The 24,031-nt window shown below is 61.6% G+C and carries 23 protein-coding genes; 12 read left to right on the forward strand and 11 right to left on the reverse strand.

The genetic code is table 11. The features are described 5' to 3' along the window. The first annotated feature begins 103 nt into the window (after nucleotides 1–103). From K7H22_RS09145 to lpdA, 5 genes are all read left to right on the forward strand, one after another. A complete protein-coding gene (locus K7H22_RS09145) occupies nucleotides 104–3,067 on the forward strand; it encodes a 2-oxoglutarate dehydrogenase E1 component (RefSeq protein ID WP_230800440.1) in 2,964 nt (987 codons plus the stop codon). Nucleotides 3,068–3,070: 3 nt separating this feature from the next. After that, the gene (odhB, locus tag K7H22_RS09150) at nucleotides 3,071–4,606 is read left to right on the forward strand and encodes a 2-oxoglutarate dehydrogenase complex dihydrolipoyllysine-residue succinyltransferase (RefSeq protein WP_230800441.1); all 1,536 of its coding nucleotides are present in this window, start codon (nucleotides 3,071–3,073) and stop codon (nucleotides 4,604–4,606) included. A 62-nt stretch (nucleotides 4,607–4,668) separates the two neighbouring features. Beyond that, nucleotides 4,669–5,676 (forward strand): glycosyltransferase family 2 protein, encoded by a 1,008-nt coding sequence (locus K7H22_RS09155; protein WP_230800442.1) that lies wholly within the window; start codon nucleotides 4,669–4,671, stop codon nucleotides 5,674–5,676. Nucleotides 5,677–5,678: 2 nt separating this feature from the next. Further along, nucleotides 5,679–6,089 carry an MAPEG family protein gene (locus tag K7H22_RS09160; protein ID WP_230800581.1) on the forward strand — a complete coding sequence of 137 codons (411 nt, stop codon included), beginning with the start codon at nucleotides 5,679–5,681 and terminating at the stop codon, nucleotides 6,087–6,089. A 57-nt stretch (nucleotides 6,090–6,146) separates the two neighbouring features. Next, nucleotides 6,147–7,535, forward strand: a complete 1,389-nt coding sequence (gene lpdA, locus K7H22_RS09165) for a dihydrolipoyl dehydrogenase (RefSeq protein WP_230800443.1) — start codon at nucleotides 6,147–6,149, stop codon at nucleotides 7,533–7,535. A gap of 69 nt (nucleotides 7,536–7,604) precedes the next feature. Here the strand turns inward: lpdA and K7H22_RS09170 are convergent, their stop codons facing one another. Genes K7H22_RS09170 through K7H22_RS09185 form a run of 4 tightly spaced genes read right to left on the reverse strand, consistent with a single transcriptional unit; the run spans nucleotide 7,605 to nucleotide 10,525 of the window. Continuing rightward, on the reverse strand, nucleotides 7,605–8,207 hold the full coding sequence (locus K7H22_RS09170) for a pyridoxamine 5'-phosphate oxidase family protein (protein WP_230800444.1): 603 nt from the start codon (nucleotides 8,205–8,207) through the stop codon (nucleotides 7,605–7,607). Nucleotide 8,208: 1 nt separating this feature from the next. Next, nucleotides 8,209–8,946, reverse strand: a complete 738-nt coding sequence (locus tag K7H22_RS09175; RefSeq protein WP_230800445.1) for a lysophospholipid acyltransferase family protein — start codon at nucleotides 8,944–8,946, stop codon at nucleotides 8,209–8,211. Beyond that, nucleotides 8,946–9,791: a cell division protein FtsX gene (locus K7H22_RS09180; RefSeq protein ID WP_230800582.1), complete on the reverse strand. Its 846-nt coding sequence runs from the start codon at nucleotides 9,789–9,791 to the stop codon at nucleotides 8,946–8,948. The genes K7H22_RS09175 and K7H22_RS09180 overlap by 1 nt, the downstream gene beginning before the upstream one ends. A 56-nt stretch (nucleotides 9,792–9,847) precedes the next feature. Then, nucleotides 9,848–10,525: a cell division ATP-binding protein FtsE gene (locus K7H22_RS09185; protein ID WP_230800446.1), complete on the reverse strand. Its 678-nt coding sequence runs from the start codon at nucleotides 10,523–10,525 to the stop codon at nucleotides 9,848–9,850. A 180-nt stretch (nucleotides 10,526–10,705) separates the two neighbouring features. On the opposite strand from K7H22_RS09185, the gene K7H22_RS09190 reads away from it, so the two are divergent. Next, the gene (locus tag K7H22_RS09190) at nucleotides 10,706–11,788 is read left to right on the forward strand and encodes a zinc-ribbon domain-containing protein (RefSeq protein ID WP_230800447.1); all 1,083 of its coding nucleotides are present in this window, start codon (nucleotides 10,706–10,708) and stop codon (nucleotides 11,786–11,788) included. A 77-nt stretch (nucleotides 11,789–11,865) separates the two neighbouring features. On the opposite strand, the gene K7H22_RS09195 is transcribed toward K7H22_RS09190, so the two are convergent. The 6 genes from K7H22_RS09195 to argH all read right to left on the reverse strand — a co-directional run bounded on the left by K7H22_RS09195 (nucleotide 11,866) and on the right by argH (nucleotide 17,956). Next, entirely contained in the window at nucleotides 11,866–14,463 is a 2,598-nt protein-coding gene (locus tag K7H22_RS09195; protein WP_230800448.1) for a TIGR02302 family protein, read from the reverse strand. A gap of 32 nt (nucleotides 14,464–14,495) precedes the next feature. Continuing rightward, nucleotides 14,496–15,761, reverse strand: coding sequence for a diaminopimelate decarboxylase (gene lysA, locus K7H22_RS09200; protein WP_230800449.1), 1,266 nt, complete (start codon nucleotides 15,759–15,761; stop codon nucleotides 14,496–14,498). Nucleotides 15,762–15,867: 106 nt separating this feature from the next. Further along, nucleotides 15,868–16,182 (reverse strand): DUF2834 domain-containing protein, encoded by a 315-nt coding sequence (locus K7H22_RS09205; protein ID WP_230800450.1) that lies wholly within the window; start codon nucleotides 16,180–16,182, stop codon nucleotides 15,868–15,870. Next, entirely contained in the window at nucleotides 16,182–16,358 is a 177-nt protein-coding gene (locus tag K7H22_RS09210) for a hypothetical protein (protein WP_230800451.1), read from the reverse strand. Before K7H22_RS09210 ends, K7H22_RS09205 begins: the two co-directional genes overlap by 1 nt. A gap of 21 nt (nucleotides 16,359–16,379) precedes the next feature. Then, nucleotides 16,380–16,568, reverse strand: a complete 189-nt coding sequence (locus K7H22_RS09215; protein ID WP_230800452.1) for a hypothetical protein — start codon at nucleotides 16,566–16,568, stop codon at nucleotides 16,380–16,382. Then, on the reverse strand, nucleotides 16,565–17,956 hold the full coding sequence (gene argH / locus K7H22_RS09220) for an argininosuccinate lyase (RefSeq protein WP_230800453.1): 1,392 nt from the start codon (nucleotides 17,954–17,956) through the stop codon (nucleotides 16,565–16,567). The genes K7H22_RS09215 and argH overlap by 4 nt, the downstream gene beginning before the upstream one ends. 21 nt (nucleotides 17,957–17,977) lie before the next feature. Here argH and K7H22_RS09225 point away from each other — a divergent pair, with 21 nt between their 5' ends. Beyond that, the gene (locus tag K7H22_RS09225; RefSeq protein ID WP_230800454.1) at nucleotides 17,978–18,535 is read left to right on the forward strand and encodes a TlpA disulfide reductase family protein; all 558 of its coding nucleotides are present in this window, start codon (nucleotides 17,978–17,980) and stop codon (nucleotides 18,533–18,535) included. A gap of 9 nt (nucleotides 18,536–18,544) precedes the next feature. Here the strand turns inward: K7H22_RS09225 and K7H22_RS09230 are convergent, their stop codons facing one another. Continuing rightward, entirely contained in the window at nucleotides 18,545–19,114 is a 570-nt protein-coding gene (locus K7H22_RS09230; protein WP_230800455.1) for a DNA-3-methyladenine glycosylase I, read from the reverse strand. A gap of 121 nt (nucleotides 19,115–19,235) precedes the next feature. On the opposite strand from K7H22_RS09230, the gene K7H22_RS09235 reads away from it, so the two are divergent. The 5 genes from K7H22_RS09235 (at nucleotide 19,236) to K7H22_RS09255 (ending at nucleotide 23,963) form a co-directional block, all read left to right on the forward strand. Next, nucleotides 19,236–20,087, forward strand: a complete 852-nt coding sequence (locus K7H22_RS09235) for an EAL domain-containing protein (protein WP_230800456.1) — start codon at nucleotides 19,236–19,238, stop codon at nucleotides 20,085–20,087. Between the two features lie 124 nt (nucleotides 20,088–20,211). Continuing rightward, the gene (locus K7H22_RS09240) at nucleotides 20,212–21,387 is read left to right on the forward strand and encodes an acetyl-CoA C-acetyltransferase (RefSeq protein WP_230800457.1); all 1,176 of its coding nucleotides are present in this window, start codon (nucleotides 20,212–20,214) and stop codon (nucleotides 21,385–21,387) included. Nucleotides 21,388–21,558: 171 nt separating this feature from the next. After that, nucleotides 21,559–22,281: an acetoacetyl-CoA reductase gene (phbB, locus tag K7H22_RS09245; protein ID WP_230800458.1), complete on the forward strand. Its 723-nt coding sequence runs from the start codon at nucleotides 21,559–21,561 to the stop codon at nucleotides 22,279–22,281. 151 nt (nucleotides 22,282–22,432) lie between these two features. Further along, complete coding sequence (locus tag K7H22_RS09250; protein WP_230800459.1) at nucleotides 22,433–23,365, forward strand: VOC family protein; 933 nt, start codon at nucleotides 22,433–22,435, stop codon at nucleotides 23,363–23,365. Next, nucleotides 23,358–23,963: an alpha/beta hydrolase gene (locus K7H22_RS09255; protein WP_230800460.1), complete on the forward strand. Its 606-nt coding sequence runs from the start codon at nucleotides 23,358–23,360 to the stop codon at nucleotides 23,961–23,963. The genes K7H22_RS09250 and K7H22_RS09255 overlap by 8 nt, the downstream gene beginning before the upstream one ends. Nucleotides 23,964–24,031 lie beyond the last annotated feature (68 nt).

Raw genomic sequence — 24,031 nt, forward strand, 5'->3', positions numbered from 1 at the left:
TGACGTCCACCGCGAGAACCAGAAGCCTGAACACCTCAAAGGCATATTGAACCTCCCTGCCGCGCCTCTGCACGGCCCCGACCTCCTGATTGGGAATCACCACATGACCGAGCAATCCCCCAACGACGTTTTCCACGCCTCCAGCTTCATGCAGGGGCACAACGCGGAATATCTGGAACAGCTTTATGCCCGCTATGCCAGCGACCCCAATGCGGTCGATGAAGCGTGGCAGGCATTTTTCAGGGCGATGGGTGACACCGATCACGATGTGCAACGCGTAGCGCAAGGCCCAAGCTGGGCGCGCGCCGACTGGCCGCCTGCGCCATCCGACGAATTGACTTCCGCGCTGGACGGCCAATGGCCAGCCCCCGTCGAAACCCGCGCGGCGGGACAGAAGATTGCCGCCAAGGCCGCCGAGACCGGCATCAAGGTAACCGACGATCAGGTCAAGCGGGCCGTTCTGGATTCCGTGCGCGCGCTGATGATCATCCGCGCCTACCGTATCCGAGGCCATCTGGCCGCCGATCTGGACCCGCTGGGCATGCGCGACCCTGTCCCGCATCCCGAACTTGATCCTAAATCATACGGCTTCACCGAGGCCGACATGGATCGCCCGATCTTTATCGACAACGTGCTGGGCCTGCAGATTGCCTCAATGCGGCAGATCATCGACATCGTGAGGCGCACCTATTGCGGCACCTTTGCCCTGCAATACATGCATATCTCCGACCCCGAACAATCCGCATGGCTGAAAGAGCGGATCGAGGGTTACGGCAAGGAAATCACCTTTACCAAGAACGGACGCCGCGCGATCCTGAACAAGCTGGTCGAAGCCGAAGGTTTCGAGAAGTTCCTGCATGTCAAATACATGGGCACCAAGCGTTTCGGTCTGGACGGCGGCGAAAGCCTGATCCCCGCGATGGAGCAAATCATCAAGCGCGGCGGCAGCCTTGGCGTCAAGGAAATCGTGATCGGCATGCCGCACCGTGGCCGCCTGTCGGTGCTGGCCAACGTCATGGGCAAGCCTTACCGCGCGATCTTCAACGAATTTCAGGGCGGCAGCTTCAAGCCCGAGGACGTGGACGGCTCCGGCGATGTGAAATACCACCTCGGTGCGTCAAGCGACCGCGAATTTGACGGCAACGCGGTTCACCTGTCGCTGACCGCCAACCCCTCGCATCTTGAGGCCGTGAACCCTGTGGTTCTGGGCAAGGTTCGCGCCAAACAGGCGCAGATGAACGATACCCAGCGCATGCAGGTTCTGCCTGTGTTGCTGCACGGCGATGCGGCTTTTGCCGGTCAGGGTGTGGTGGCTGAATGTTTCGCGCTGTCGGGTCTGGTCGGTCACAAGACCGGCGGCACGATGCATATCGTGGTCAACAACCAGATCGGTTTCACCACTGCGCCGCATTTCAGCCGCTCCAGCCCCTATCCCACGGATAACGCGCTGGTGGTCGAGGCGCCGATTTTCCACGTCAACGGTGACGATCCCGAGGCCGTGGTGCATGCCGCACGCGTCGCGACCGAATTCCGCCAGTTGTTCCACAAGGATGTCGTGCTGGACATCATCTGCTACCGCCGCTTCGGACATAACGAAGGCGACGAGCCGATGTTCACCAACCCGATCATGTATAACAAGATCAAGAAGCAGAAAACGACGCTCAGCCTCTATACCGAACGTCTGGTGCGCGACGGCCTGATCCCCGAGGGCGAGATCGAGGATATGAAAGCCGCATTCCAGTCCCGCCTGAACGAGGAATTCGAGGCGGGCAAGGATTACAAACCCAACAAGGCCGACTGGCTGGACGGGCGCTGGTCGCATCTGGACCGCCGTGACCAGAAGAAATACCAGCGCGGCAAGACTGCCATCAAGCCTGAGACCATGAAACAGATTGGCGAGGCGCTGAGCCGTGCGCCGGACGATTTCCCGATGCACAAGACCGTCGAGCGTCTGCTGGAAAGCAAGCGCAAGATGTTCGAGACAGGCGAGGGTTTCGACTGGGCCACAAGCGAGGCAATGGCCTTTGGCTCACTTCTGCTTGAGGGTTATCCGGTCCGCCTGTCCGGTCAGGACAGCGCACGCGGCACGTTCAGCCAGCGCCATTCGGCCCTGATCAATCAGGACACCGAGGAGCGTTACTATCCTCTCAACAACATCCGCGAGGGTCAGGCCCGTTACGAGGTCATCGACTCGATGCTGTCGGAATATGCGGTTCTGGGTTTCGAATACGGCTATTCATTGTCCGAGCCCAACGCGCTGGTAATGTGGGAAGCCCAGTTCGGCGATTTCGCCAACGGCGCGCAGATCATGTTCGACCAGTTCATCAGCTCGGGCGAAAGCAAGTGGCTGCGCATGTCCGGCCTCGTCTGTCTGATGCCGCACGGCTATGAAGGGCAAGGGCCGGAACATTCCAGCGCCCGTCTGGAACGCTTCCTGCAAATGTGCGGTCAGGATAACTGGATCGTGGCCAACTGCACGACCCCGGCCAACTATTTCCACATCCTGCGCCGCCAGCTGCACCGCACCTACCGCAAACCGCTGATGCTGATGACGCCGAAATCCCTGCTGCGCCATAAGCTGGCCATTTCGGATGCTGCTGATTTCACCACCGGTTCCAGCTTCCACCGCGTGCTGTGGGATGATGCCGAACGGGGTCATTCCGACACGAAATTGGCTGCGGATGACAAGATCAAGCGCGTCGTCATGTGTTCAGGCAAGGTCTATTACGACCTGCTGGAAGAACGCGATGCGCGCGGAATCGACGATATCTATCTGCTGCGGATCGAACAGTTTTATCCCTTCCCCGCCATGTCCCTCGTGAAGGAACTGGAACGCTTTCCGCAGGCCGAAATGGTCTGGTGTCAGGAAGAGCCGAAAAATCAGGGCGCGTGGACATTCATCGAGCCCAATGTCGAATGGGTGCTGGGCCGGATCAAGGCCAAGCATCAGCGTCCGGTCTATGTAGGCCGCGCTGCCAGCGCCTCGCCTGCGACGGGTCTGGCCTCGACGCATAAAGCACAACAACAGGCGCTGGTTGACGAAGCGCTGACCATCAAAGGGAACTAACCCATGACAACCGAAGTCCGCGTCCCCACCCTTGGCGAATCCGTGACCGAGGCCACGGTCGCCACATGGTTCAAGAAACCGGGCGATCCCGTTGCCGCCGACGAGATGCTGTGCGAGTTGGAAACCGATAAGGTCACCGTCGAAGTGCCTGCCCCCGCCGCCGGTGTGATGGGCGATATCGTGGCCGAAGAGGGCGCGACCGTGGGCGTGGATGCCTTGCTCGCCACAATCAATGAAGGCGAGGCTGCAAAGCCCGCGGCTAAGGCCGACAAGACGGAAAAAGCCGAAAAATCCGAGGCTGCCCCCGCAAAAGCGGCCAAATCCGACAGCGTCGATGTCATGGTCCCCTCGCTTGGCGAATCCGTGTCCGAGGCGACAGTCTCGACCTGGTTCAAGAAGGTCGGCGACACCGTCGCGCAGGATGAAATGCTGTGCGAACTGGAAACCGACAAGGTCAGCGTCGAAGTGCCAAGCCCCGCCGCTGGCGTGCTGGCCGAGATCGTGGCGGCCGAGGGCACAACCGTGGATGCCTCCGCGAAACTGGCCGTGATTTCATCTTCCGGCACGGCCCCCGCTGCCAAATCGGGCGAGAAGGCCGAAGACAAGGCCGCGGCCCCCAAAGCCGCAGCATCCGGCAGCAAGGACGTGGAAGACGCTCCTGCTGCCAAGAAAGCCATGGCCGAGGCCGGCATCAGCCGCGACGCCGTAACAGGATCGGGCCGTGACGGACGCATCATGAAAGAAGACGTACAAAAAGCCATCGCCGCAGGCACCTCTGCCACGCCTGCAGCCCCCTCTGTGGCCAGCGCACCGCGCGCACCCGTGTCCACCGATGACGCCGCCCGCGAGGAACGCGTCAAGATGACCCGCCTGCGCCAGACCATCGCGCGCCGCCTGAAAGACGCGCAGAACACCGCCGCCATGCTCACCACCTATAACGAGGTGGACATGACCGCGACGATGGATCTGCGGAAGGAATACAAAGACATCTTCGAGAAGAAACACGGCGTCAAACTGGGCTTCATGTCCTTCTTCGTGAAGGCCTGCTGCCACGCGCTGCGCGAAGTGCCCGAAGTGAATGCCGAAATTGACGGCACCGACATCGTCTACAAGAACTTCGTGCATATGGGTGTCGCTGTTGGCACACCCACCGGGCTGGTTGTGCCTGTGGTGCGCGACGCCGACCAGATGGGCTTTGCCGCGATCGAGAAGAAGATCGCCGAACTGGGTGTGCGCGCCCGCGACGGCAAGCTGTCAATGGCTGAAATGCAGGGCGGTTCCTTCACCATCTCGAACGGCGGCGTCTACGGCTCGCTGATGTCCTCGCCCATCCTGAACCCCCCGCAATCGGGTATTCTGGGCATGCACAAGATTCAGGATCGTCCCGTGGCGATCAACGGTCAGGTGGTAATCCGGCCGATGATGTATCTGGCGCTGTCCTACGACCACCGTGTTGTGGACGGCAAAGGCGCCGTGACCTTCCTTGTGCGTGTCAAGGAAGCACTGGAAGACCCGCGTCGCCTGCTGATGGATCTGTGATCCTGTCACATCCGAAGGGCGCGTAACCTGCGCGCCCTTGCCTTGCCCTTTTGGTGCACACCATGTCCCCCATTTCACCTTCGACCGCTGCATCGGATCAGACAGCCCTCGTCTGCTGTATGCGGAACGAAGGGCTGTTCGTGCTGGAATGGCTGGCCTATCACCAATGCCTTGGCTTCGATCATGTCGTCGTGGTCAGCAATGACTGCACGGACGGATCGGATACATTGCTGGACACGCTGGCGGCAGCGGGTCATCTGACCCATATCCGCCAGAACGTGCCTGACGGCACTGCCCCGCAAGACAGCGGTATGGCGCTGGCCCTCGATTGGGCGCGTGCGCGGAATGTCACATGGCTGTTGCATATCGACAGCGACGAATTCCTGAACATCACCGCAGGGAATGGCCACCTTCCGGACCTGATGCCGAACGCATCCGAGGCCGATGTCGTTGCGATCCCGTGGCAATTGTTCGGCGATGCGGGGCTGGCCGAGTGGACGCCGGGCATGGCCGTCCTGCCCAGCTTCACCCGTGCCGAACCGGCCCCCGAACCGCGTGTTGCCAAATCGAAATGCCTGTTCCGCGTCGCCAGTTTCGCAGCCGCCACGGACCACAATCCGCGCGACCCGCTGGTGGACAGCCCCGTTGTGGTCAACCCCGACGGGGTGGCGCTAAAGTCCGCCAGCCTCTATCAGGAACGCTCAAGCCGCTTTCGCCCGCATGATCTGGCCGCCACAAATGCGACCGCGCGGATCAACCATTACGCAGTCAAATCACGTGACCTGTTCATGATGAAGAATGATCGCGGCGATGGTCAGGGCAAGACCGGCGAGACGAAATATCACCTTGGGTCTAACTGGCACCGCAGCGCCAACAAGAACGATGTCGAGGATCGTACCATCCTGCGCCACTGGCCGGATACGCAGGCGCGCCTGGCTGTAATGCGGGCCGATCCTGCGATATCGGCGGCAGAAAATGCCTGTTTTGACTGGTTCACCAGCCGCAAATCCGCCATCCTGACCCCAGAGGCGCTGAACCTCTGGACCCGCCGCGAAAGGCCGACCGCATGACCATGACGCCGGAATTGACCGCCCTGACCCTTGCCGGTCTGCTGCAAGTCGTCCAATTTGCCCTGATGTCGATTCCGGCCAATCTGGAACTGGGGCCGGGCAAAACCCTTGGCCCACGGGATCCCGACCGTCTGGGCAAACCGCTGATCGAACAGGTCAGCCCCCGCACTGGAAGGCTGTTCCGCGCCCTCGACAACCATTTCGAAGGGCTGATCCTCTTTACCCTCGCGGTTGTCGTGGTCACCCTGTCGGACCAGTCAAGCAGCTTCACGGCCGCCTGTGGCTGGGCCTATCTGGTGGCGCGTGTACTGTATGTGCCCGCCTATGCTTTCGGTCTTGTGCCGTGGCGCTCTCTCATCTGGATGGTCGGTTTTTCCGCCACCACCCTCATGCTGCTGGCAGCACTCGTTTGATGCCCAAGGCGCAGCATATCCCTTTTGAAATTTCCACGGCCTCAAGGAGACTTCCCCATGGCAAGCTATGACGTGATCATCATCGGTGCAGGCCCCGGCGGCTATGTTGCGGCCATCCGCTGCGCGCAACTGGGCCTGAAAACCGCCTGTGTCGAAGGGCGTGAGACCCTCGGCGGCACATGCCTGAATGTGGGCTGCATCCCGTCCAAGGCGATGCTGCATGCCAGCCATATGCTGCACGAGGCCGAGCACAACTTCGCCAAGATGGGCCTCAAGGGTAAATCCCCCTCGGTGGACTGGAAACAGATGCTCGCCTACAAGGATGAAACCGTCGAAGGCAACACCAAGGGCATCGAATTCCTGTTCAAAAAGAACAAGATCGACTGGCTGAAAGGCTGGGGCTCGATCCCCGAAGCGGGCAAGGTCAAGGTCGGCGACGAGGTGCACGAGGCCAAGAATATCGTGATCGCCACAGGTTCGGCCCCCGCCAGTCTGCCCGGGGTCGAGGTGGACGAACAGATCGTCGTGACCTCGACCGGCGCGCTGACGCTGGGCAAGATCCCGAAAACCATGGTTGTTATCGGCGCGGGCGTGATCGGGCTGGAATTGGGTTCGGTCTATGCCCGTCTGGGCACGCAGGTCACGGTGGTCGAATATCTGGACGCGATCACCCCCGGCATGGACGCCGAGGTGCAAAAGACCTTCCAGCGCATGCTGACCAAACAAGGGCTGACTTTCGTGATGGGCGCCGCCGTGCAGGGTGTCGAAACCCTCAAAACCAAGGCCAAGGTCACCTACAAGCTGCGCAAAGATGACAGCGAACATGTGCTGGACGCCGATTGTGTGCTGGTCGCCACGGGCCGCAAGCCCTTCACCGACGGACTTGGGCTGACCGATCTGGGGATCGAGACATCCAAGCGCGGACAGATCCAGACCGACGCCCATTGGCAAACCAATGTCAAAGGCATCTATGCCATCGGTGACGCGATCGACGGCCCGATGCTGGCCCATAAGGCCGAGGACGAGGGCATGGCCGTGGCCGAGGTGCTGGCGGGCAAGCATGGCCATGTGAACTATGGCGTGATCCCCGGCGTGATCTACACCCACCCCGAGGTCGCGAATGTCGGCAAGACCGAAGAGCAGATCAAGGAAGAAGGTGTTGCCTACAAGGTTGGCAAATTCAGCTTCATGGGCAATGCGCGGGCCAAAGCGATGTTCCAAGGTGACGGTTTCGTGAAAATCCTCGCGGACAAACAGACCGACCGCATCCTTGGCGCCCATATCATTGGCCCGTCGGCGGGTGATCTGATCCACGAAATCTGCGTGGCGATGGAATTCGGTGCCTCGGCGCAGGATCTGGCGCTGACCTGCCACGCCCATCCCACCGTGTCCGAAGCCGTGCGCGAAGCAGCCCTTGCCTGCGGCGACGGGCCGATCCACGCGTAAAACCGCCACGAAAAAGGGGGCCTAGCGCCCCCTTTAATCTTGCCAGAAATACTCGAAATCCGGCGGCCGCTACCACAATGCCGCCAGTGACCGTTTCTCCCAATCCGCGTCGAAATCGCTGCCGCCCAGCTCGCCTGCGGTCACATCTGCCAGAATGTCGCCTAGGCTGGGCAGCCCTACCGCGTCATCGCGCACCCAGATGCCTGAGCGCATCACCGCGCGCGAGCATTGGGCGTAGACCTCGCCCAGACGTACGACGATGACCGTGGCGGGCATCGCGCCATCCTTGGCGAAACTGTCCCGCAGGGCCTCATCCGCTGTCAGCTTGGCCTGCCCGTTGATGCGCACCATGATTTGCGACCCGGGCACCAGAAAGATTAGTGAAATCCGCCCGTCCATCACGATATTGCGCAAGGAATCCAGCCGGTTGTTTCCCCGCCAATCGGGCATCGCCAGTGTCTTAGGGTCCAGCACCCGCACCACGGGGCCGTCATCTCCGCGCGGGCTGCCATCGGTGCCACCCCCGCCCACTGTCGAAACGATGCAGAAGCGCGAAGCCTCGATCCAGCGGCGATAGCTGGGGGTCAGATGCTGCGCGACCTTGCGCTGCGATCCCACCGAAGCCGGGCCATAAAGCGCCTCTAGCCCCTCGATCCGGTCAATAAACTCCATCTCATGCCTCCTTCAGCATGCTCCGCCCCTCGGTGATCAACCGGTCGGATGCTGCCTCGACCTCCGCCTCGAGTCGCGCCATGAAATCCGCCCGCTCAAGCCCGGCAGGGATCACCGGCAGGAATTCCACCACCGCCAGACCCGGCTTGCGAAAAATGCCGGTGCGCGGCCAGAACACGCCCACATTGGTAGCGACAGGGGCGCAATCCTGTCCCATCTGTTCATAAAGCGCGCCCGTCCCGATCTTGTAGGGCATCTTGACGCCGGGAGCGACGCGGGTGCCCTGCGAATAGATGATCAATTGTCCCAGTTCCTGATGTCCTGCTGCGACATCACCCAGCATTTTCTTGATGGCTACGCCGCGCTTGCCACGGTTTACCGGCACGCAACCCAGACGATAGGCATAAAGTCCGATGACCGGCGTCCAGAGGATCTCGCGTTTCATTATGAAGATAGCGGCTGGTAAAGCGTTGAAGATCATCAGGATATCAAGGAAGGACTGGTGCTTCGCGGCAACCAGCGCACCACCTGTGGGGGGTGTGCCGCGCACCTCGACATTCAGGCCCACCATCCAGCGCGCAGTCCAGAAAACCCAGCGACAATAGGCCTTGCAGCCGCGCCGCGCGCCTTCAGGCGACAGGATCGCGCCAGGCAGGTAGAGCAGGCCGATCACCAGCATCATCGCATACATCTGGCCCACAAAAACAAGCGAGCGCAGCCAGCGCCATGCATAGGCCATCAGGTCAACTCCCTCAGCGTGCGGTGGGCGGCATGGCGGGTCGCAGCGAAAGCCACGGCACCACCCAGAGGCGGAATAACCAGAGGCCAAATCCAGTGCCAGCCCTGAAAGCCCAGACCCGTCAGAAAACCGGCCTCGGCTTGGGCCGAGGGCAGCAATAGAACGGCAATCATGCCCAAGACCGTGCCGATAGCCGATCCGATCAGACTGCGCAGCGTGAAGCGCCGCACAAATGCCCCTGCGATATAGACATCGCGGGCCCCGACCAGACGCAGAACCGCGATGACCTGTGCGTTGGCAGCCAGTGCCGCCTGCGCCGCCATGGTGATCATCGCGGCAGTTGTCGCCCCGATCAGCGCAATCGACACCCAGCCTAGCAAACGCAAACGGTCAGCCGCGCTGACCAGCGGACGCCGCCATCGGGTGTGATCATCAAGCACCGCCCCTGGTACCTCGGCGGCCAGTCGCAGGCGCAGACCGGCGGCATCGAAACCCTCGGGGGATTCGATCACCTCGATCAGTTGCGGGATGGGCAGGGTCTCGAGCGGCAGGTCGGGACCGAACCAAGGCTCCAGCAGCGCGCGTTGCTCCGCCTCGTCCAGAGCGCGGGCCGAGGCGACACCGGGCGTGGTCTGCAACAAACGCAATGCAGCTTCGGTCTGGGCGGCCCGCTGGTCCATCGGCGCCGAGATCCGCAGCGTCGAGGCACGGGCCAGTTCGTCGCTCCAGCGATCCGCCAGACGTCCTGTTGCTAGCGACAAAGCCAGCGCGAAAACCGTCAGAAAGGCCATCGCCCCCGCAGCAAACAGCGTCAGACGGGCGGTAAATCCCGTAGGTGGCACCATCCTGTCGGCTTGCTGGTCGCCGACAAGATAGGCCGCGATGCGGTTGAAATCCGGTTTCACAAATCCACCCCCGCCGCTTGCAACCGCCGCTGCGATATCCGCAAGACGCGGGCCTGCACCTGCGACTTGGCGGCGCGGATCAGGTTCATATCATGCGTGGCAATCATGATCGTCTTGCCCATCCGGTTCAATTCGACGAGCAATTGCAACAGGCGCTGGGACATTTCCCAGTCGATATTGCCGGTCGGTTCATCCGCAAGGATCACTTCGGGCGACATGATGACGGCGCGGGCAAGGGCGGCCCGCTGGCGCTCGCCCCCCGACAATTCGGCAGGCAAGGCATCGGCCCGCTTGCTCAGGCCCACCCAGTTCAGCAACTCGGTCAGATTTTCGGTCTCTTGCAGGCGGTCATGCCCCGACACAGTCAAAGGCAGGGCCACATTATCGGCCACCGGCAGATGATCCAGAAATTGCACATCCTGATGCACCACCCCGATCCGCCGCCGCGCCATCGCCACATCATCGCGCGACATGGCGCGCAGATCGGTCCCGAAAAGGCGGACATCGCCCGCTGTCGGCGTCAGGGCACCATAGCACAGCTTGAGGAAAGTAGTCTTGCCCGCACCGGACGGTCCAGTCAGAAAATGGAACGATCCCGGCGACAGCGTCAGGGAAATATCGCCCAGCAATTCCCCACCGCCATAGCTCATGGCGACTTTCTCAAGCTCGATCACGCAAGATCCCTTTTCTTTACCGTTCCCTATTGCCTCAATGCGAGCAGTGTTGCAATCCGGACGGTGTTTGATCGCTGCCCGACCTTTGCACTTTTCCACCAGTGGTTTACACCATAAGATAGGTTCAGGACAGCACAGGACCGGGAAACAGGTCAGACACCAAACCCGGCGGGGGGACAGATGCGGTTAGTTTGCCCGAATTGCGCGGCACAATACGAGGTGCCGGAAAGCGTCATTCCCGATAACGGACGGGACGTGCAGTGCTCAAGCTGTGGGCATACATGGTTTCAGGCCCATCCTTCGCAGGCCATTCCCGAACAGGAAGAGGAACCGGCGGAACAGGAGTTTTGGGCCGATGAGTCCGAGGTTGCGGCAACGCGGCCCGATGAGGACGCCGAGGACGAGTGGGAAGGGTTCCCGACCGATCCACGCCTGACCGAAGCGCCGCCATCCGACAAGGCGCTAGTTCCCGATCCTGAAGATCCGGCGTCGCGCCTGCCCGAAATAGACGAAGACGATTACGAGGAAGATCCGGCGCTGGATATGCCGCCGGCACGGCGCGGGCTTGACACTTCGGTCGCGGATCTTCTGCGCGAGGAGGCCGAGCGCGAGGCACGCGCCCGCGCCGCCGAACGCGCGCATGGACTGGAAAGCCAGCCCGATCTGGGGCTTGAATCTGCCTCCGCCGCGCAGGATCTGGACGCGCAACGCAGATCGGAAGAGGCGCGCCAGCGTGTGGCTCGTCTGCGCGGAACCGAGGTAGAGGTCGCGCAAGCATCTGCGTCTGCGTCCCCGCCACCCCCTCCACCGGCACAGCCCGCAGCGCCACAAGCTACCGCAGCGCCCCGCAAATCCAGCGCGGAAGACGACCGGATCGCGGCTGCCGCCGCAGCAGCAGTTGCGGAATCAAGACGCGGACTTTTGCCCGACATCGAGGAAATCAATTCAAGCCTGCGCTCCACATCGGATCGTCGCCCCGCGCGTGCAGATGATCACGACACACCGGGCCAGACCGCCGAGATGCGCGAGACCGCGACGGCGCCGAAACGCAGTTTCAGCCGCGGCTTCTCGGTCACTTTACTGGTCGCGATGATCTTTCTGGCGCTTTACGTCTTCGCCCCCGCCTTGGCCGAGATGGTCCCCGCTGCGATGCCGCTGCTTGACGGCTATGTCGGCGCGGTCGATGACTTGCGCGTCATGCTGGACAATCAGGTCCAGAACCTGTCGCGCTGGCTAGCAAATATTGCAGGCAGCACCAGTTGAACCGGCTGAACCGGCCTAGCCCAATCACGGGGCATACATCCACGGGGCATACATCATCCCTTCAGTTTGCCCTGTGATCAGAACCTGTCCAAAAGCCGCCTCAGATAATCCAACTCCTCTTCGGGTCGCGCGGCATCCCCCGAGCGGCGGCGTATCTCGTCAAGCAGGTCACGCGCGCGGCGATAGACATCCTCGCCCTGAAGCAGGTTTTCATCTGTTCCTGCCTGTCCACCACTACCACTGTCTCGGCCCAGAGGGTCACGGCGTTCGCCACCGGCCTGCCCCATCTCCTGACCCTGCCCGCCACGCTGCTCGCGCTCGGCCTGAGCCATCGCCTCGCCCATATTCCGCATACCGTCGCGCAGCGCATCCATCGCTTCGGCCTGCTGGTCGATCGCTTCGGCCAGATCATTACCGCGCAAGGCCTGTTCGGCACCATCCATCGCACGGCCCGCACGGTCCAGCGCGTCGCGGGCAGCCTCTCCGGCCTCGCCACCGACATTGGGCAGTTTGCGGCTCTGACGGTTCAATTCGTCACGCAAGGCGCGCTGACGCTCGGCCAATGTGCCCTGACCGTTACCTTGCTGATCGCCGCTGTCCTGCCCTTGGCCTTGCCCCTGCTGCTGGCCTTGCCCCTGTTGCTGTCCCTGACTCTGCTGTTGACCTTGGCCTTGCTGTTGGCCCTGATTTCCACCGGGGTTGAACTGCTCTTGCAGGTCGTTGAACGCCTCGTCTGACAGGCCCTGCTGGTCGCGCAGTGTTTCTGCCAGACCTTCCATCGCCTGCTGACCGGGTGATTGCTGGCCCTGTCCGCCCTGACCCTGCGCGAATTGCATATTCTCCATCAAGCGCTGCAACTCTTCCAGCGCCTGCTGCGCTTCGGCCATGCGGCCCTGTTCCATCAATTCCTGAATACGGTCCATCATGGCCTGCAGGTCGTCCTGACCCATCTGCATGCCACCCTCGGCCATGTCCTGACTGTCCTGCATCGTCCCGTCGCGCATCGCCTGCTGCGCCATCTGGTTCATGTAGTCCTGCGTAGCGTCCCGCAATTCCTGCATCAACTCGGCGATCTCCTCGTCCGATGCACCGTTCTTCATCGCCTCCGAAAGACGTTCGCGCGCGCGTTCCAGACGTTCCAGCGCGCTGCCAAGATCGCCTTCTTCCAAGACAAGCGCCAGATCCCACAGAGCCTGCGCGATCTCGTCGCGCTGGTCTGGCTGCAATCCGTAGCGCGTTGTTGCCTCCAGCCGCCGCAGGATCACCCGCAGCCGGAGATAGGACGTCTCGGACCGGAAAAGTCCCTCTTCGGGACGATGCGATATGGTGCGCAGCACTTGCGCCACACGCGGGGCATTGTCCGTTGTCCAGAGCAGGTCGCGCCGCTGTTCGATCACGGCATTGGCAAGCGGGTCGAAGAACCGCCGCGCGGGCAAGTTTATCTGCTCTGGCCCGCTGGAGCCTTGCAGACCCGCAGCATCAGTGACGGATAGTTCGACCGTCACCGGAAGATTGGCCCAAGGATGTTCCGACAGGTTGTCGACAAGCGTTTCAGTGAACGCAGCACGGTTGCCGGTGATCGGCATGGGCAGGTCCAGAATGATCGCTTCGCGTTCCTCGGGGTCGGATCGCAACCCGTGGCGGCGCGGGATCGACGCCAGATCAAGCGTGATCCGCGCCTGCCCGCCAATGACCCCGTAATCATCCTTGGCACTAAAGGGCAGGGTCATCTGCCCTTCGGCGCGGGCCTGCGCAAAGGCCATCATATCATCGCCCGCCCCCTGCGCCGGATCGCCAAAAATGACCCGGGGCGCCGCATCTGGGCGCATGATCACATCCCAGTCGCGCCCCCCCGGACCGTCAATTGTCAGACTGCCCGAACGGGTCACTGTCAAATCCTGCGCGGGGGCTGCTGGATCGACGATATCGGTTCCCACGGCCTCGGCCACATCCTGCGTGACGCTAAGCGCACCCAATTCCCCGTAAAGCCGCAATGTGATGCGGCTGCCCTGCGGCACGTCGATACTTTCTCCGGCCTGGTCAGCCAGATAGAGCGTGGGCTGTCCGGTATAGGCTGGTGGTTCGATCCAGCCTTCCCATGTCGGCCCGCCCGCCAGCGCTTGTCCTCCGCCCGGTGTCATCTCGCCGACTGATCCTACGCGCAGGATCGAGCCGAACAGCACCGCCACCGCCAAGGCCAACAGCGCCACATAACGCGTCGCGAAGGGATCGCGCGGAGCCATATCCAGATCGGGGGCGACAGCGCGCGCCTGCGCGGCACGCTTGGCCATCCGTGCCTGATGTGCGTGCCAGACAGCAACTGAGGCATCATCGGTACTTCCAATAGCCTGCCGGTCAAGCACGGCCGAGATCGGACGACCGGCCAGGCTGGCATCCAGCCGCGCCAGCGCCTCGCCCTTGCCAGGCCAGCGGAAACGTAATGCACCGCGTATCGCACTGAAAAGCGCGCTGAAACCGGCAACAAGAATACCCGCCCAGACAATCTCGACAGGCAGACTGTCATGCAGACCCAGCATCAAGGCGGCAAGCGCCAGAACAACGACCGACCAGAGAGGCCAGAACGCCTGCCAGACCCGCTCTGCCAGCAACCCTGCGCGGGTCAGCATCAGGGGCCAGCGCAGACGTTTCATCAGGGTCTCTGGGGTCTCAACCATGCGATCATCCCGCGGCTCTGCGCGGGATAGCGTCAGAGCCATTCGGGGATGGTATCGCGATTTATCATTTCGTCAAAGGTCGGACGTCGGCGGATAACCGCGAATTGATCACCCTTCACCAGAACCTCGGGGATCAGGGGGCGGGTATTGTATTCGCTGGCCATCACCGCGCCATAGGCACCTGCCGAGCGGAAGGCAACCAGATCGCCCGCCTGCAACGGCGGCATCGCGCGCTGGCGCGCAAAGGTATCGCCCGTCTCGCAAACCGGCCCCACCACGTCATAGACACGGTTTTCCGTGCCGGGCACAGGTTCGATTACCGGCACGATATCGTGATGCGCGTCATACATGGCGGGACGGATGAGGTCATTCATGGCACCGTCCACGATCAGGAAATCCCGCCCCTCGCCCTGTTTCACATAGATCACCTGCGTCACCATGACACCTGCGTTACCCGCGATCAGACGGCCCGGTTCGATCTCGATCTCGCAACCGAGATGGCCCAACTCTTCACGAATCATTGCGCCGTAATCAAGCGGCAGGGGCGGCGCGGCATTGCTGCGCTCGTAGGGAATGCCAAGGCCGCCACCCAGATCCAGCCGCATGATATGGTGCCCGTCGGCGCGCAACGCCTCGCACAGTTCCGCCACCTTGCGATAGGCAAGGCGAAACGGTTCCAGATCGGTTAACTGGCTGCCGATATGCACGTCGATGCCCACCACCCGCAAACCGGGCAGGCGCGCGGCATGGGCATAGACCTCGCGCGCCTTGGAAATCGGGATACCGAACTTGTTCTCGCTCTTGCCGGTTGCGATCTTGGCATGGGTTTTCGCATCCACGTCGGGGTTTACCCGCACGGTAATGGGGGCCACCGTGCCCAGACCCAGCGCCACACGGTTCAGTGCCTCCATCTCGGGCTCGCTTTCGACGTTGAACTGGCGCACGCCGCCTTCCAGCGCCAGCCGCATCTCGGCCCCGGTCTTGCCGACGCCGGAAAACACGATCCGCTCGCCCGGAACACCGGCCGCCTTGGCGCGCAGGTATTCCCCGCCCGACACGACATCCATGCCCGCACCCAGTTCCGCCAGAACCTTGAGGATGGCGACATTGCTGGCCGCTTTCATGGCGTAACAGACAAGGTGGTCCATGCCTGCCAAAGCCTCGTCGAACAGCTTAAAATGCCGCTCCAGCGTAGCTGTGGAATAGCAGTAGAACGGCGTGCCGACAGAGGCCGCAATCTCGGCCAGCGGCACATCCTCGGCACAAAGCGTGCCACCGTGATACAGAAAATGGTCCATCCCGCGTTCCCCTGCTGCGTCACAGCCTCATAGCAAAACACGCGGCCCGTTCAATCCCGCGCGACGTGCCGCTTCATCTTGCCAAAAATAATCGAAACCCGCCCGATCAGACCGGACGCGTCCGCAAAAACAGGTAAAGCGGCAAGCCGCAACTGACGCCGATGCAGAACGTCGCGGGGATAGCGACCAGCGCCAGCCAGTTCCGCCGCACGGCAACTTCCGCAATGATCCAGACCGTCAGCGTGATCGCCGCGATGGTCAGATCCCATGTCAGCCCTGTGGTCGAGGCGTTGACATACCACGCGTCGATCAGACCGGACAGGCCGGTGCCGGCTTCAACCATATAGGTCACGAACCAGTACATCGGGTGCACCGCGCCCCAGATAGCGAGGGCCAGATAGATCATCCTGAGCAGGGACATCACAGCCCCACCCTGACGCTAACCGGTCCCTTGGCTACACCGACACTGGCAGAAGGGTAGATGCCGCCCCGTCCGATCGACACACCCGCATCCAGCGAGGGCCGCACCGGCGCGCTTTCCACACCGCATGCCGCGAGCAGGGTCAAGGACAGACCGCAGATTACCAAAGCCTTCATGTCTTACCCCTTATTTTCCAGTCAGTTGATCGTCCGCGTGACGCCGACCCGCGCGGAACCTGACACAGCCACACCCGTAGATGCGGGCGCGCTCTGTGCGCCGCGCGCGGCCTCGGCCTGCGCCTGCCTGAAACGGTCCGAGGGCGCGGCACAGGCGGCCAGCACCAGCAGCGTCCCCGTGATCAGTGCCGTCCTCAATGTCAGCGTCATTCCAGCCGTTCCTTCCACCGCGCCACTTGCGCGCGCACCTGATCGGGTGCTGTGCCACCGTAAGACATGCGCGACGCAACCGAGTTTTCAACACCCAGCACGCCAAAGACACCTGCGGTGATACCTGCATGGACCGATTGCATATCCTCCAACCCCAGATCGGGCAGATCGCATCCCCGCGCCTCGGCCATGCCGACCAGCGTGCCGGTCACATGATGCGCCTCGCGAAAGGGCAGGCCCAAGGCGCGTACCAGCCAGTCGGCCAGATCGGTCGCGGTCGAAAAACCGGCCCCGGCTGCAGCTGCCAGATTAACGCGGTTGGCTGTCATGTCGCCGACCATGCCGGTCATTGCCGCCAGCGCAAGCATCAGGTTGTCGGCCGCATCAAAGACCTGTTCCTTATCTTCCTGCATATCCTTGGAATAGGCCAAGGGCAGGCCCTTCATCACCATCATCAGCGCCACATTGGCCCCGAAAATGCGCCCGATCTTGGCGCGAATCAGCTCTGCCGCATCTGGATTGCGCTTTTGCGGCATGATCGACGATCCTGTCGACCATTTGTCCGACATCTTCACAAAGCGGAACTGGGCCGAGGACCAGATCACCAGTTCTTCGGCAAAACGCGACAGGTGCATCGCGCAAATCGACGCGCACGACAGGTATTCCAATGCGAAATCGCGATCACTGACCGCATCCAAAGAATTGGCCGTCGGGCGGTCAAAACCCAGCGCTGTGGCAGTCATGTCGCGGTCAATGGGAAACCCTGTGCCCGCCAGCGCAGCCGATCCCAGGGGCGACTCGTTCATCCGGCGGCGCGCATCCGCAAAGCGGCTGTGATCGCGGCCCAGCATCTCGACATAGGCCATCATGTGATGGCCCCACGTCACGGGCTGCGCGGTCTGCAAATGGGTAAAACCGGGCATGACCCAATCGGCCCCCGCTGCGGCCTGTTCCAGAAAAGCACGCTGCAGCGCCGTGATCCCGTCCATCGCTGCATCCATCTGGTCGCGGACCCAAAGCCGGAAATCCGTGGCCACCTGATCATTGCGCGACCGTGCGGTATGCAAGCGCCCCGCGGGTTCGCCGATGACTTCTTTCAGCCGCGCTTCGACATTCATATGGATGTCTTCCAGCGCTGTCGAAAAGGCGAAGTGGCCTGTTTCAATCTCTGACAACACCGTGAGCAGCCCTTCCCGAATGGCGGCAGCGTCGCTATCACTCAGGATACCTGTTGCCGCCAGCATTGCGGCATGGGCCCGAGAACCGGCAATATCCTGCGCCGCCATCCGCTGATCGAACCCGATCGAGGCGTTGATCGCCTCCATGATCGCGTCCGGGCCGGCGGCGAAACGGCCGCCCCACATCTGGTTCGAGGTCTTGTCGGTCATATGCTGCACCTTGGAGGGAATATGCGAATTCTGCGTCAGATCGTCCTTTATACGGCTCTTGCCTTTGGTGCAAACACCGCCACCGCGGATATGGCCGCCGTCGAGTCCCTACGCGAGGGCGATATGAAGAAACTTACCTTTCACAGCGCCCCGCAAGCGGTGTCGACGCAGCCTTTCGCCACTTGGGAAGGCGGAGAGGGATATCTGGCGGATTATGCCGGCAAATATGTCGTGCTCAATTTCTGGGCCACGTGGTGCGCGCCTTGCCGCAAGGAAATGCCGCAGCTATCGGAATTGCAGACCGAACTGGGTGGCGACGGGTTCGAGGTCGTCACGATCGCAACCGGACGCAACCCGCCTCAAGCCATGCAGCGTTTTTTCGAGGAAATCGGTGTCGACAACCTGCCGCTGCACATGGACCCCAAGCAACAGATCGCGCGCGATATGGCGGTTCTGGGCCTTCCGATTACGGTGATCCTGAACCCCGAAGGACAGGAGATCGCACGCATGCGCGGCGATGCCGACTGGTCGTCCGACAGCGCCAAGGCGATAGTGGCGGCGCTTGTGGCGGGGATGTAGCCCGTTCAATCAGACGCGTCTGGTCACCTCCGAATGGCGCGGGCAACCTGTCAGGTGGTCATTGACCAGACCAGCCGCCTGCATGAAGGCGTAGGCTATTGTCGGTCCGCAGAACTTGAAGCCTTCTTTCTTCAAATTTTTCGACAATCTGACAGAAATATCCGTCTGCGCCGGAACCTCGGACATGCTGGCAAACCGGTTTTGCACCGGAGCGCCACCCACATGCGCCCAGATCCATTGGGCAAAGCCCTCCTGCGCCTCGATCCGCTGGAAGGCACGAGCATTGCCAATCATCGCCTCGACCTTGCCACGGTGCCGGATGATGCGCGTATCCAGCACCAGTCGCTCGATATCCTGCGGCCCCCAAAGAGCGATAACAGAGGGGTCAAATCCTTGAAAAGCATCACGAAAACCGTCGCGTCGCTTGAGAATGGTGATCCAGCTCAACCCAGCCTGAAATCCTTCCAGACACAGAAGCTCCCATAGTGCGCGACTGTCTTTTTCCGGCACGCCCCATTCCGTGTCGTGATAGTCGAGATAGATCTGGTCCGGTCCAGCCCAGTCGCATCTGCCATCCATCGCGCCTCCTTTCCTGTTGTTTGATCGCAGTTTAGGAAAATTGGAACAAAAAGCGAATATTATCTCATTGGTAAGATTTAAGCTGCCAATCTGCATTGCGGTTCACGGCAGAGGGCAGGCAATGCGGCATGGCAAAAGCAGATTCGCGGATGTTCCGCGCAGCGAGGTGTCTCCGCTGAACTATGCCGTGAACACGCGCGACCGCGACACGCTAGCAATGGTCGCGGCTGCGCTGCGGCACCGCGATACGATGCTGGCGTTCCAGCCCGTGGTGCAGTCACAGCGGCCCGATAGGGTCGCGTTTTACGAGGGGCTGATCCGCGTTCTGGATGAAACAGGGCGGATTATCCCCGCGCGCGAATTCATTGACGCCGTGGAAGCCACGGAAACGGGCCGTATTCTGGATTGCGTGGCACTGGAAACAGGCTTGCGGACGCTGCGGCGCAACCCCGATATCCGGCTGGCGATCAACATGTCGGCAAGGTCGATCGGCTTTCCCCGCTGGACCCGTAGTCTGAAACAGGGCTTGCAGGGCGACCCGACATTGGGCGAACGGCTTATCCTCGAAATCACCGAACGCAGCGCGATGACCGTGCCAGAGCTGGTGGTGCGCTTCATGTCGGACCTGCAATCGCGCGGGATCACCTTCGCGCTGGACGATTTCGGCGCAGGCTATACCTCGCTGCGCTATCTGCGCGATTTCAGCTTCGACATGATCAAGATCGACGGAGAGTTTATCAGGGGCGTGCACAGCGATCCCGACAATCAGGTCCTGACCCGCGCGATGGTCGACATCGCCCACCAGTTCGACATGTTCACAGTCGCGGAAAGCGTCGAACATCTGGCGGACTCGCGCTGGCTGACCGGAATCGGGGTGGATTGCCAGCAGGGTTATTTCTTTGGCGCGCCCACCGTGCAGCCTCCATGGAACAATCCTGCGGCGATACAGGTCAGGCTGGATCGCACAGCATGATCTATCAGAGCGGTTGCCGCGTCACGTTTCATCCAGTATCACCCCAGATAAGGCGGGGAGTCCGGTGCCCGCAACCCCGCGTGGGCCGGGCGATCCTCGATCTTCAAATTGGTGGAGGATATAGATGACCAATGTCGTAATCGCCTCGGCGGCGCGCACCGCTGTCGGTTCTTTCGGAGGCGTATTTGCGAATACGCCCGCCCATGATCTCGGCGCGGCCGTGCTCGAAGCTGTTGTCGCCCGCGCAGGCATCGACAAATCCGAAGTGTCCGAAACCATCCTTGGTCAGGTTCTGACCGCAGGACAGGGCCAGAACCCCGCCCGTCAGGCACATGTCAACGCGGGCCTGCCGATTGAATCATCGGCATGGTCAATCAACCAGGTCTGCGGATCAGGTCTGCGCGCGGTCGCTTTGGCTGCACAGCATATCCAGCTTGGCGATGCAGGGATTGTCGCAGCGGGCGGTCAGGAAAACATGACCCTCAGCCCTCATGTGGCGCATCTGCGCGCAGGCGTCAAAATGGGCGATGTCTCCTATATCGACTCGATGATCCGCGACGGGCTTTGGGATGCGTTCAACGGCTATCACATGGGCCAGACCGCCGAAAACGTGGCCGAGAAATACCAGATCAGCCGGGATGCTCAGGATGAATTCGCGCTGGCCAGCCAGAACAAGGCCGAAGCCGCGCAAAAAGCCGGCCGTTTCGACGACGAGGTGATTGATTTCATCGTCAAATCCCGCAAGGGCGACGTGACCGTCAACAAGGATGAATACATCCGCCATGGCGCCACGCTGGAAGCACTGCAAAAACTGCGCCCTGCTTTCACGAAAGACGGCTCTGTCACGGCGGCCAACGCTTCCGGCCTGAATGACGGTGCCGCAGCGGTTCTTCTGATGTCCGCGGATGAGGCCGAAAAGCGCGGCATCAAACCGCTGGCGCGGATCGCATCCTATGCCACAGCCGGCCTTGATCCGTCGATCATGGGCGTCGGCCCGATCCATGCCAGCCGCAAGGCCCTTGCCAAGGCAGGCTGGTCGGCCAGCGATCTGGATCTGGTCGAGGCGAACGAGGCTTTTGCCGCGCAAGCCTGCGCGGTGAACAAGGAAATGGGCTGGGACCCGGCCATCGTGAACGTGAACGGCGGCGCCATTGCCATCGGCCACCCGATCGGCGCCTCGGGCTGCCGCATTCTGAACACGCTACTGTTCGAGATGCAGCGCCGCGACGCGAAACGCGGCCTTGCCACGCTGTGTATCGGTGGCGGCATGGGTGTCGCGATGTGCCTTGAGCGGGCTTGACCCGCGAAAGTGAGTAAAGATCAAGGGGCGCCCAGGTGGCGCCCCTTGTTATTCTTGCGAGTACCTCGTTTTTCTTGACTCGAAAATGGAAATCAACGCGCAATAATCTTGCGCGCCAAAGCCTTTCAAAGTAACCAAGTTACCGAAACACAAGCCAAATTGGAGGATATCATGGCAAGAACAGCACTCGTCACAGGCGGATCACGCGGAATCGGCGCAGCCATTTCCATTGCATTACGCGATGCTGGCTACACCGTCGCGGCCACCTATGCCGGCAATGACGAGGCCGCCGCGGCATTCACCAAGGACACCGGTATCAAGACCTACAAGTGGAACGTCGGCAATTACGAAGAATGCGCCGCCGGAATCGCAGGCGTCGAGGCCGAGATCGGTCCGATTGACGTTCTGGTCAACAATGCCGGTATCACGCGCGACGCCCCGTTCCACAAGATGACCCCACAACAGTGGCACGAAGTGATCGATACCAACCTGACCGGCGTTTTCAACATGACCCATCCGCTCTGGCCCGGCATGCGCGAGCGTAAATTCGGCCGCGTGATCATCATCTCGTCGATCAACGGCCAAAAAGGGCAATTTGCACAGGTCAACTACGCCGCCTCGAAAGCAGGCGATCTGGGCATCGTCAAGTCGCTGGCGCAGGAAGGCGCCCGTTTCGGCATCACCGCCAACGCGATCTGCCCGGGCTATATCGCCACCGATATGGTCATGGCCGTGCCGGAGAAGGTCCGCGAAAGCATCATCGCGCAGATCCCCACTGGCCGCTTGGGCGAGCCCGAGGAAATCGCGCGCTGTGTCGTGTTCCTTGCCTCGGACGACTCGGGCTTTATTAACGGATCGACCATTTCGGCCAACGGCGCGCAGTTCTTCGTCTGACGCCGTTACGCAATCAAAACCCCCTGTCCCGCGACAGGGGGTTTTTTCGTGTCCGAAAGGTTTACTGTGCGATCCTGCACAGAATACGCGCCGGGATGCGTGTTTTCTGCGCGCTTCTGCAGCGCATATCCTGTTTCAAAGGAGAAATGATATGCTGAACCAGATCAACGGACTGCACCACGTGACCTCGCTGGCGAGCGGGGCCCAATCCAACAATGACTTTTTCACCAAGACCCTCGGTCTGCGCCGCGTGAAAAAAACCGTCAACTTCGACGCGCCCGAAGTTTACCACCTTTATTACGGCGACGAGCTGGGCACGCCCGGGTCGGTCATGACCTATTTCCCTTTCCCCGGCGCGCGGCGCGGTCGCCCCGGCGCGGGCGAGGTCAGCATGACGACTTTCGCTGTGCCCAAAGGATCGCTGCCCTTCTGGGCGGATCGTCTGGCTACCTTCGATGTCAAGAACATCAAACCCGAAACCCGCTTCGGCGAAAACCGTTTGCGCTTTGAAGGTCCTGACGGCGACGGCTTTGCACTGGTCGAAACCGACGACGCCCGCGCGCCGTGGGACGGCGAGGGCGTGAGCGCCGATTACGCGATCCGCGGTTTCCACTCTGCCGATATGCGCCTGCGCGACGCCGGTGCCAGTGCGGAATTGCTGCGGTTCATGGGCTATGAACAGATCGCAGCCGAGGGCGACATCATCCGTTTCCACATCGCCAGCGGCAATGGCGCGGATGTGATCGACATCGAAACCCTGCCCGGCGCGTCCTCCGCACAGCAGGGCGCAGGATCGGTGCATCACCTTGCTTTCTCGGTGACAGACCGTGCCGCACAGCTTGAGGTCCGCAAGGCGCTGCTGGATACCGGTTGGCAAGTGACGCCGGTGATCGACCGCGATTACTTCTGGGCGATCTATTTCCGCACCCCCGGCGGTGTCCTGTTCGAGATTGCCACCAACGAGCCGGGATTCGACCGCGACGAGGACAGCGCCCATCTGGGGCAAGCGTTGAAACTGCCCTCGCAGCACGAGCATCTGCGCCAGACATTGGAAGAGCGGTATCTGGAGCCGATCCTTGACTGATGCGGCTTACAAATATGCCGAAACGCGGGGGCAACCCGGTGCGCCCCTGCTGCTGACCTTTCACGGCACAGGCGGGAATGAACACCAGTTCCACAGTTTTGCGGAACGGCTGATCCCCGGCGCGCATGTGGTGTCACCGCGCGGTGATGTGCTTGAAGGCGGCATGAACTGCTATTTCCGGCGCACCGGCGAAGGTGTCTATGACATGGCAGATCTGGCCCGACGCCGTGATCGGATGGCCGCGTTCATCCGCGATCACAATGCCGAGAAACAGGCAGGCCATGTGGCCGGATTGGGCTATTCCAACGGGGCCAATATCCTGATGGCCGTCGCGCTGGAAAATCCCGATCTGGTGGACCGTCTGGTGTTGATGCACCCGCTGATCCCGTGGTCACCAGAGCCACAGCCGGGTCTTGCGGGGCGGCGTGTTCTGATCACCGCAGGACGGCGCGATCCGATCTGCCCCGCCCCGCTGACGCAGGCTTTGGCAGATTTCCTGTCAGCACAGGGTGCAGACGTGACGCTGGAATGGCATTCCGGCGGCCACGAGATCACACAGGGCGAGGTTCAAGCTGTGACGGATTTCATGGCCGGTTGAGGCGTGTATTGGTCAGCCGCTGCAGCGGCTGACCTGCTGTGCCAGTGGGGCAAAGCGTCAATTCTATG

It is taken from the genome of Seohaeicola saemankumensis, from assembly GCF_021021435.1.
Taxonomy (GTDB): domain Bacteria; phylum Pseudomonadota; class Alphaproteobacteria; order Rhodobacterales; family Rhodobacteraceae; genus Seohaeicola.

Bases quoted from the DNA above. Each gene is read 5' to 3' on its own strand.
- lysA (WP_230800449.1), bottom strand. From the start codon at position 15,761: ATGGACCATTTTCTGTATCACGGTGGCACGCTTTGTGCCGAGGATGTG.
- K7H22_RS09225 (WP_230800454.1), top strand. From the start codon at position 17,978: ATGCGAATTCTGCGTCAGATCGTCCTTTATACGGCTCTTGCCTTTGGT.
- argH (WP_230800453.1), bottom strand. From the start codon at position 17,956: ATGACCGACAAGACCTCGAACCAGATGTGGGGCGGCCGTTTCGCCGCC.
- K7H22_RS09175 (WP_230800445.1), bottom strand. From the start codon at position 8,946: ATGGCCTATGCATGGCGCTGGCTGCGCTCGCTTGTTTTTGTGGGCCAG.
- K7H22_RS09190 (WP_230800447.1), top strand. From the start codon at position 10,706: ATGCGGTTAGTTTGCCCGAATTGCGCGGCACAATACGAGGTGCCGGAA.
- K7H22_RS09155 (WP_230800442.1), top strand. From the start codon at position 4,669: ATGTCCCCCATTTCACCTTCGACCGCTGCATCGGATCAGACAGCCCTC.
- K7H22_RS09170 (WP_230800444.1), bottom strand. From the start codon at position 8,207: ATGGAGTTTATTGACCGGATCGAGGGGCTAGAGGCGCTTTATGGCCCG.
- K7H22_RS09195 (WP_230800448.1), bottom strand. From the start codon at position 14,463: ATGGTTGAGACCCCAGAGACCCTGATGAAACGTCTGCGCTGGCCCCTG.
- K7H22_RS09215 (WP_230800452.1), bottom strand. From the start codon at position 16,568: ATGACGCTGACATTGAGGACGGCACTGATCACGGGGACGCTGCTGGTG.
- K7H22_RS09230 (WP_230800455.1), bottom strand. From the start codon at position 19,114: ATGGATGGCAGATGCGACTGGGCTGGACCGGACCAGATCTATCTCGAC.
- odhB (WP_230800441.1), top strand. From the start codon at position 3,071: ATGACAACCGAAGTCCGCGTCCCCACCCTTGGCGAATCCGTGACCGAG.
- K7H22_RS09180 (WP_230800582.1), bottom strand. From the start codon at position 9,791: ATGGTGCCACCTACGGGATTTACCGCCCGTCTGACGCTGTTTGCTGCG.
- K7H22_RS09250 (WP_230800459.1), top strand. From the start codon at position 22,433: ATGCTGAACCAGATCAACGGACTGCACCACGTGACCTCGCTGGCGAGC.
- K7H22_RS09145 (WP_230800440.1), top strand. From the start codon at position 104: ATGACCGAGCAATCCCCCAACGACGTTTTCCACGCCTCCAGCTTCATG.
- phbB (WP_230800458.1), top strand. From the start codon at position 21,559: ATGGCAAGAACAGCACTCGTCACAGGCGGATCACGCGGAATCGGCGCA.
- K7H22_RS09160 (WP_230800581.1), top strand. From the start codon at position 5,679: ATGACGCCGGAATTGACCGCCCTGACCCTTGCCGGTCTGCTGCAAGTC.
- lpdA (WP_230800443.1), top strand. From the start codon at position 6,147: ATGGCAAGCTATGACGTGATCATCATCGGTGCAGGCCCCGGCGGCTAT.
- K7H22_RS09210 (WP_230800451.1), bottom strand. From the start codon at position 16,358: ATGAAGGCTTTGGTAATCTGCGGTCTGTCCTTGACCCTGCTCGCGGCA.
- K7H22_RS09205 (WP_230800450.1), bottom strand. From the start codon at position 16,182: ATGTCCCTGCTCAGGATGATCTATCTGGCCCTCGCTATCTGGGGCGCG.
- K7H22_RS09235 (WP_230800456.1), top strand. From the start codon at position 19,236: ATGCGGCATGGCAAAAGCAGATTCGCGGATGTTCCGCGCAGCGAGGTG.
- K7H22_RS09240 (WP_230800457.1), top strand. From the start codon at position 20,212: ATGACCAATGTCGTAATCGCCTCGGCGGCGCGCACCGCTGTCGGTTCT.